Raw genomic sequence first — 8,416 nt, forward strand, 5'->3', positions numbered from 1 at the left:
GGAGGGACAGCTGATAGAAACAGAAGCCACTGGAGCACCTCAAAAACACCATCATACACTAAATCAGTAAGTTGGCACCATTACCGCGATCTAAGCTATAAAAACGTGCTTATCGATCCAGAAATGGGACATGCCTGCATCATTGACGTAGACGGCCTGGTTGTCCCTGGAAAGTATCCTCCCGACGTCGTGGGCACCCCGGATTTTATCGCTCCGGAAGTGGTGAAAACCAGCCATCTTTCCAAAGAGGATCCGAACCGCGTATTGCCAAGCATTTCTACTGACCGTCATGCGCTGTCGGTGCTTATCTACATGTATCTGTTCTTCCGTCATCCGCTACGTGGCGGAAAAATACATGACATGTCGGATGAAGTACGTGATGAGACCTTATCTATGGGTGAGAAGGCACTCTTCATTGAACATCCGACAGACAAAAGCAATGCAGTCAAAGTCAGTCAGCTATCCTCCTTTTCACTGCCCTGGGCTGACCCGGAGAAAATTCCTTACACCATCATGGGCCCTTATCTGACGCCTTTGTTTGAACGCGCCTTTATTGATGGCTTACACGATGCCACTAAACGCCCGACCGCCGATGAGTGGGAAAGTGCCCTGGTTAAAACAGTCGATCTGATACAGCCCTGCCAGAACAAGGCGTGTGAACAGAAATGGTACGTTTTCTCAGGTAAGACAAAGCCGGTTTGTCCCTACTGCGGTACGCCATACAAGGGTAAATTACCGGTTCTAAATTTATATTCATCCCGAAAGGAAGGCAGTTATCGTCCTGACGATCACCGGTTGATGGTGTGGAGCGGGCAGTCAATCTATGCGTGGCATGTGAATCGCCTCATTGCGCCAAATGAGCGCACAACCGATGCACAAAGGAAACGAGTTGGGTATTTTGTTTTCCATAACGATCAGTGGTGGTTAGTAAATGAAGGCATAAATGGGCTTATGTCATTACCGGATAAACGACAGATTGCCATTGGTGAAAAAATTGAACTGACGAATAACGCTCAGTTTGTTCTGTCAAAGGAGGAAGGCGGCAGGCTAGTCGTCGTTCAGTTAGTAGAAAACTAACGGACGCCCATAACGACTAAAACGTTCTGGCAGAATACTGAACCTGTTTAATGAATCACTATATTAAGCTGTGTCAAATTTAAGCTGCCAGAAAAACTGACTGTCTGTGCCGGATATGCGGTTCACCGCCTGCGGCAAGGGTTTAATGCGCAAAGCTCAAGTTGTTTATAAAAGTGAATAGTTTTGTGGCTCTACCCTGCCGCCCTCCTTTACGGCCTAGTGGGAGCGAAGCTGCAAAATGCGAATTTTAATAAATAGTGAAGTTTAATCCGGCAAAACAATCAGATTTATCCTCTAAAGGTTCTCAAGATGTTCCTTTTGTTTTTTTAAGCCTGTAATTCTGTGTAACTTCCAATATATGAAAGGTGATCGCTAAGGCAGTCACCGAACTCGACAATAAAACCACTAATCGCCAGTCGCCAGTTCTGGAGCGGTATACTCCATTTTTTCGACGCATCCTTGATCGGCAGAGATATAATCTTCCGTACCGGTCATCTGTCGGGAACATTTTGCGTTTATAACTTGATAAGGTACAGTGGATCCCATATATGTATATTGAGGATGTCCCTCTGAAACTCAGGAATCCGTATCATGGGTTTAAAACCAGGTCCCAAACCAATTGCCAAGTCAACAGGAAAGCCAGATCAACGTCGTCGCGATAATAAGGATACGCCCGGTAATACACCCGGATTGAAACCCAGTAAATCTACCGGGAAATGATAATGAAGGGTATAAGTTTCGTACTTATACCCTTATTAGGAACGAAGTTGCAAACTTCGGTTACTGGAGTGGAACATCCCAGCGTTTTACAGCTGTCGCTGAAACCGGTACGCAGTAAGCGGCATCTTTCTGGAGTTTAAGCCTGACATCTGTATCGAACTCAGAATCCAGCGGATTAAATTTCCAGCTTTCCCTATAGGATTTGATTATTTCTTCAGGGCAAAGAAAACTGAATTGATTGGTGGTAAATATAGAAACAGCCCGAACCGAGTAATATTCTCCTGCTTTGATTTTTTTCCTATCCCAAACTGAATTAGAAAAAAACTCCTCCGGATACTCGCTAGATTTTATAATATAGCTGTGGGTGCTGAAATCACTTATACCTGAAAGTTTAATGACGGAATGAGTAAATATAACAGGTAAAACAGTTATTTTTGTAGAAATAAATAACAGTATCATCAGAGACACTATCAGGGAAGTGCTAATTTTTTTGGGGAGTTTATCCTTGGCATCCATTCTGAGGTAAACGAGGCCAGGCAAAATTGTCATAAAAAAAACCATATAAGACATGAACGCCATTCCGGCCACGATCCTGAAACTTACCTTTTCAGTTGAAGCAGAAATATTCCTGAATACTATTTCCAGTGGAAACACCTGAAGATGCGCCAGCAGTGCTATACAGAGCGGGATGGCCACATAAATCTGGCATCGCCGCATCCATCTCACCTTCGTATTTTTAATTTATAAGTCGTGTGCTAGATATTTTCGGTTTATCAGGCAGGAAATAATTATGGTCAGTACACCGATACTTAGCAAAGACAGCCAGCCTGAATTATTTTTTACGGCCTGGCTGAAATCGAAAGCATAGTAAAATACATAGATAAACGCCATCGGGAACAGTCCTGACAGCATCAGTATCGATAAAAAGTTATTCTGAATTTTATTGTATGTAGGAAGATTATTGATGTCCTGAGGAATGATAATCGGCATGAATATAGAGATTATAAAAAAGATAAATAACAGAATCGCTAATGAGAATACGGCTGCGCAGCAGACCAGAGCGAATAGACTCTTGATGCTCATCACCTCAAAGAAAACATCGAGTCTGTCAAGACGACTGAAATATCCCCAGAGCACAGTCAGCGCGATCCCTGATATGATGCCAGACGGAGTTAATACCGAAATTAACAGCGTCTTCCATTTTTGATTCATTGTTAACATTCCCTCTTTATTATGGTGGTTAAGCTAAATTAGCAGCGTTACAGCGTACAGGCACCTACCCGAATCTGACCGTCAACAGCTGTTCGAGCTGCAATGCCCGAAGAATGGTTTCAGTTTTATCTGCTTATTAAAATGTACGTTTGAGAAAGTAGACTCTATGCGGTACGCTCTGGCGTATACTTTTCCCCGATTTTTCACGCAGCGCGCCGGACGCTTTCCGGCCCGGACGGAGCCCCGGATGACACTGATGCCTGACGATGAACCCGAGCAGCTCCCGCCACCGGCGGTCATTCCGCTTGATGTGGATTTCCTGCCGGCGCTGGTTGGTACTGAAAGCCCGGTCGGTCCCGCCCGGGCCTACCTGCTTTCCCTCAATTCCCCCCGCAGCCGGCAGACCATGGCCTCGTTCCTCGGTATTGTTGCCGGCATGCTCGGCGCCGCGTCCCTGGAGTCCTGCAGCTGGGGCAGCCTGCGCCGTCATCACGTTATGGCCGTGACTGAGCTCCTGCGCGACACCGGCCGGGCCACGGCGACCGTCAATACCTATCTTTCGGCACTCAAGGGGGTGGCGAAGGAAGCCTGGATGCTGAAACTCATGGACGTCGAGAGCTTCCAGCACATCCGGGCGGTGCGTAACCTTAGGGGCAGCCGCCTGCCGCGCGGCCGGGCCCTGCCGCCGGAGGAGATACGGGCGCTGTTTGGTGCCTGCGAGGCCGATGACTCCAGCATCGGGGTACGCGATGCGGCAATGCTGGCCGTCATTCTCGGCTGCGGCCTGCGCCGGTCAGAGGCGGTAGGGCTGGATTTGCGTGACGTTGTCACAGATGAGCGGGCGCTCCGGGTGCTGGGTAAGGGAAACAAGGAGCGGTTGGCCTATATGCCGGCGGGCACCTGGCAGCGGCTAAGGACGTGGATCGATGACGTGCGGGGAGAAAAAGACGGGCCGTTGTTCACCCGTATCCGCCGCTTTGACACCCTGACGAACGACCGGCTGACCGACCAGGCGGTGTATCACGTCCTGCAGGTCCGCCAGCGCCAGGCGGGGGTTACAAAATGTGCCCCGCACGATTTAAGGCGAACTTTTGCCACCGCCATGCTCGATAATGGCGAGGATCTCATCACGGTAAAGGACGCGATGGGGCATGCCAGCGTCACCACCACCCAGCAGTACGATCGCCGCGGCGAAGCGCGCCTGCGCACGGCCCGCGATCGCCTGAATCTGACTGACATTTAATATCATATTAAGTTAATAACTTAACAAGAAACCGTAACAGTAATGCCGGTGGCAGCCGTGCTGCTGTCATATCCGGTACTGTCTGAACAGAGGAGGCGGAACTCCGGACTACGCTGCTTCCCCTGTTGCGCAGTCTGAAGGACGTCTTCATCTTTTCCCTTCGGTAAACGGCCAGCTGGCTGCTCCGCTTTGTATCCCAATACCGCTACCGGCGACTCAGGCCGGGTACCAGAGATAACTCACTGATTGGGTACTAGTCATTAAAAAATAGTTTCGCTTAGGAACCGCCGGGTCTGATAACCTGTTGCCCTTTTTCTGGTGCAACCTGTGACCCCGGGCGGGGACATATTATTGATGGAGATCGTAATGCCCGTACTTTTCAGGATGAGGGTAATCCCCTTGGTTTTACTTCTGGCACTCGTTTTTGCATTCTTACTTAACTGGCCGGTGTTGCTGCATTTCTACGATATCCTGAGCCGTCTTGAACATGTGAGGGCGGGGTTCGTCATCTCCATTCCGTTTGTGCTGGTTGCAGCGCTTAACTTTGTGTTTATGCCCTTCTCGGTTCGCTACCTGCTCAAACCCTTCTTTGCCCTGTTGCTGGTCACCGGTTCGGTGGTGAGTTACGCCACACTGAAATATAAAGTGATGTTTGATCAGTCCATGATCGAAAATATACTGGAAACAAACCCACAGGAAGCGCATGCCTACCTGAATGGCTCACTGGTGCTGTGGCTGGTCTTCATGGGCATTCTTCCGGCTATCCTGTTGTTTTTGATTAAAATTGAATATGCAGACAAATGGTACAAAGGGGTTGCCCACCGGCTGCTTTCCATGCTCGCTTCGCTGATCCTGATTGCAGGTGTTGCCGCTCTGTATTACCAGGATTATGCTTCTGTCGGGCGCAATAACCCGACGCTGAACAAAGAAATTATCCCGGCAAACTATGCGTACAGCACTTTCCATTACGTGAAGGATACCTATTTTACGACGAAAATGCCTTTCCGGACGCTGGGGGATGATGCAAGGCGCGTTACCCGGAATGGTAAACCCACGCTGATGTTCCTGGTAATTGGCGAAACGGCACGGAGCCAGAATTTCTCCATGAACGGCTACCCGCGTGACACAAATGCCTTTACCAGCAAAATCGATGGCGTTATTTCGTTCAGGAATATGCGTTCCTGTGGCACGGCGACCGCAGTCTCGGTGCCCTGTATGTTCTCGGATATGAACCGGACGGATTACGATGGTAAAAAGGCTGCCGGCAGTGAAAATGTCCTCGACATCGTGCAGAAAACGGGGGTTTCGCTGTTGTGGAAAGAAAACGATGGCGGGTGTAAAGGCGTATGCAGCCGTATCCCGACTGTCGAAATTAATCCCGGTATCAGTAAAAAACTGTGTGACGGTAAAACCTGCTATGACGATGTTATGCTGGAAAACCTGGATACCGAAATCGGCAAAATGGCCGGAGACAAGCTGATCGCCTTCCATATGATTGGCAGCCATGGACCGACCTATTACCAGCGTTATCCGGCAGAGCATCGTCACTTCATGCCGGAATGTGCGCGCAGCGATATCGAAAACTGCACGCAGGAACAGCTGGTTAATACCTACGACAATACCATTCGCCACACCGACTATGTGTTAGCGCAGATGATTGAAAAGCTTAAGCAATACAGCGAACAGTACAACACCGTACTGCTGTATGTGTCCGATCACGGCGAATCTCTGGGAGAGAGCGGACTGTATCTGCACGGTACCCCCTACAAACTGGCACCGGATCAGCAGACGCACATCCCGATGCAGCTCTGGATGTCGCCAGGCTTCATTGCTGCTAAAAATATTAACGCCGCGTGTCTGCAGCATAATGCCGTTAACAGGACATATTCCCACGATAACCTTTTCGCGTCCGTACTGGGGCTCTGGGACATCACCACCGGGGCCTATCTTCCGGAAAGCGACCTGTTCCGCGAATGTCGTGGATAGCCTACATACTCGGTCGATTTCCGGAAACAAACAGCCTGCTGCCGGAAATTATAAAATTTTGCTGACGGCGTGCATGCCGTCAGCGCCTGTTTGCCTGCTCCCGAAGCAGGCATTTTTTTACCTGAGTCGACCTGTCTGACATACATCGCCGCGCTTACCCACACCCTTATCCCCGGTTCCTGTGGATAAACCTTACAAAACGGATCCCCGTTTCTGGTACCTTCGGGCGGCAGAATGACCGGTTGCCTCTCGGCCAGCGCGCGGGCCCGTAGTATCTCTGTACCTGGCGTCATACCGGATGCCTGCCGTCTGCATTATCCTGACGGATGGAGCCGTCCATCATAAACCTGCCGGGTTCAGTACGGACGGGTGTCATCGCATTTACGATGAAGACAAAATGTGACTCTGATTATCCCGTTGTGCTTACTGGCCGATCGGGGGATCTCTTTTCTGATACATTGTGTCAGCTCAGGGACCGTCTGGCAGGTGACCATATGCACATGAATCCGTTGCTGGTATTAATTATTACCGTCATGATAGTGAAGGCTGTCCTGTCACTTTTTCATGAGGGCGAAGGTCTCGCAATACTGGATCTGCTCTGGAACAGATAAATCCGGGCGCCCGTTCACTCCGTTATTATCCTGAGTGGCCATCTCCCTGAGCCTCCTCTTACCGGTCCGTAATCCTTCTCCTGCTGCTGTGAACCCTGAGCGATGCGGTCATCCCTGGCTGGCTACACGTCAGGCCTGTGTCAGGAGATCGTCATATCCAAGAAGATAAGCTGCTTTCCTAAGGTAGAGCTAATCTGGCGTCCGTAGAGTGAACTCATCACACTGCTGAACAGGGCTGCAAAATGATGACTCACTCCAGAACCACAGGGTTCAGTAAGGTGCCGGAAGTCACCTTTTTCTTCTGGCTCATCAAAATGATGTCCACCACCGTAGGTGAAACCTTCGCCGATTATTTAAACATGGATCTCGGCTGGGGCTTGACTTACACCACCCTGCTGACCTGTTTTTTATTTGTGGTTGTCCTTGTATTCCAGATGCGCGCGACGCGCTATGTGCCGGCGCTTTACTGGCTGACGGTACTGCTCATCAGTGTGTTCGGCACGCTGCTGACGGACAACCTGACAGACCATTTCAGCGTACCTCTTTCTTTATCCAGTGGGGTGTTTGGTTCGCTGCTGATCCTGACTTTCGTACTCTGGCATAACGAAGAGAAAACCCTGTCAATTCATAGTATCACCACCCGTAAACGCGAGATGTTCTACTGGGTGGCCATACTTTTTACCTTTTCTCTGGGTACCGCCGCGGGTGACTGGCTGGCGGAAGGCATGGATCTTGGCTATCTGAATGCCGCAGCACTGTTCGGCGCTCTGATTGGGCTGACGGCGGCGGCTTTTTATCTGTTCAGGGCAAACAACGTGCTCTGTTTCTGGATTGCCTATATTCTGACGCGCCCCTTCGGGGCTTCCTGCGGTGATTTGCTGTCGCAGCCTCCCGGGAACGGGGGGATTGGTCTGGGCGCGACGGGTACAAGTATTCTGTTTTTGCTAGCCATTCTCAGTCTGGTAGGCTATCTGACTTTCCGCGATAAAATGCAAATGTCGGAAAAATAGCGTCTGCCGGACCTGGCAGATCATACCGGTCTCCGTGATCCCGGACTGCTGAAAGACAAATGAAAAAGATGATGATCCTGGAGATTATCCTGATTGTGCTGACATTCCTGCTGCATCCCGATATCTGCCGCGATGCAGCGTATTATTTGCATGAACTGGTTTTACTGTTGTCACGCAGATAGTGCCGGAAAGCTCTGTTTGTCCGGAGCCCTTTTCCAGAAGCTGGTTTGGCCATGCCTCGTCAGTGCTTATCCTGAGTGGTTCCTGAACCCGTCCGGCGTGTATACGTCAGCACTCGTTTAGCCACCACGCAGTATCCCGTCCTTTCCCACGTCCCTTTTCCTTTCGCCCCGGTTATCTGAATGCTTTATGCTAGTCTTTCCTGTGAATGCCGAGAAAGGAGACGCTATGCAATTACAGGACACAACGTTATGGACATTGTGTTTGAAAAAATGATTATGACATTATTGCTTGCTCTGTTGTCAACAACGGGTAAAAAGTGATCCACTTACCGCCACCACCAACGGTTTAATATTGATCCACCTTGTTTACTCAGG

At 49.8% G+C, this 8,416-nt stretch carries 7 protein-coding genes and 1 pseudogene; 5 read left to right on the plus strand and 3 right to left on the minus strand.

From position 1 onward, the window contains the following. On the plus strand, positions 1-1,077 hold a 1,077-nt coding region (locus tag C6A40_RS24145; protein ID WP_239991071.1), incomplete at its 5' end, for a helix-hairpin-helix domain-containing protein. 326 nt (positions 1,078-1,403) lie between these two features. Here C6A40_RS24145 and C6A40_RS24150 read toward each other — a convergent pair. The 3 genes and pseudogenes from C6A40_RS24150 to C6A40_RS25405 all read right to left on the minus strand — a co-directional run. Further along, positions 1,404-1,594, minus strand: a pseudogene (locus tag C6A40_RS24150) (hypothetical protein); the annotation flags it as partial. A gap of 263 nt (positions 1,595-1,857) precedes the next feature. Beyond that, entirely contained in the window at positions 1,858-2,514 is a 657-nt protein-coding gene (locus C6A40_RS25400) for a hypothetical protein (RefSeq protein WP_074171084.1), read from the minus strand. 24 nt (positions 2,515-2,538) lie between these two features. Further along, the gene (locus C6A40_RS25405; RefSeq protein ID WP_239991072.1) at positions 2,539-3,009 is read right to left on the minus strand and encodes a hypothetical protein; all 471 of its coding nucleotides are present in this window, start codon (positions 3,007-3,009) and stop codon (positions 2,539-2,541) included. 247 nt (positions 3,010-3,256) lie between these two features. Between C6A40_RS25405 and C6A40_RS24160 the strand changes: the two genes are divergently transcribed. The 4 genes from C6A40_RS24160 to C6A40_RS25520 all read left to right on the plus strand — a co-directional run bounded on the left by C6A40_RS24160 (position 3,257) and on the right by C6A40_RS25520 (position 8,041). Continuing rightward, the gene (locus C6A40_RS24160) at positions 3,257-4,252 is read left to right on the plus strand and encodes a tyrosine-type recombinase/integrase (RefSeq protein WP_032676104.1); all 996 of its coding nucleotides are present in this window, start codon (positions 3,257-3,259) and stop codon (positions 4,250-4,252) included. A gap of 366 nt (positions 4,253-4,618) precedes the next feature. After that, entirely contained in the window at positions 4,619-6,238 is a 1,620-nt protein-coding gene (locus tag C6A40_RS24165) for a phosphoethanolamine--lipid A transferase MCR-10.1 (RefSeq protein WP_023332837.1), read from the plus strand. An 853-nt stretch (positions 6,239-7,091) separates the two neighbouring features. Further along, positions 7,092-7,859, plus strand: coding sequence for a COG4705 family protein (locus tag C6A40_RS24175; protein WP_114191458.1), 768 nt, complete (start codon positions 7,092-7,094; stop codon positions 7,857-7,859). Positions 7,860-7,918: 59 nt separating this feature from the next. After that, entirely contained in the window at positions 7,919-8,041 is a 123-nt protein-coding gene (locus C6A40_RS25520) for a hypothetical protein (RefSeq protein WP_256043045.1), read from the plus strand. Positions 8,042-8,416 lie beyond the last annotated feature (375 nt).

Source organism: Enterobacter sp. GER_MD16_1505_Eko_090 (genome assembly GCF_003331015.1).
Taxonomy (GTDB): domain Bacteria; phylum Pseudomonadota; class Gammaproteobacteria; order Enterobacterales; family Enterobacteriaceae; genus Enterobacter; species Enterobacter roggenkampii.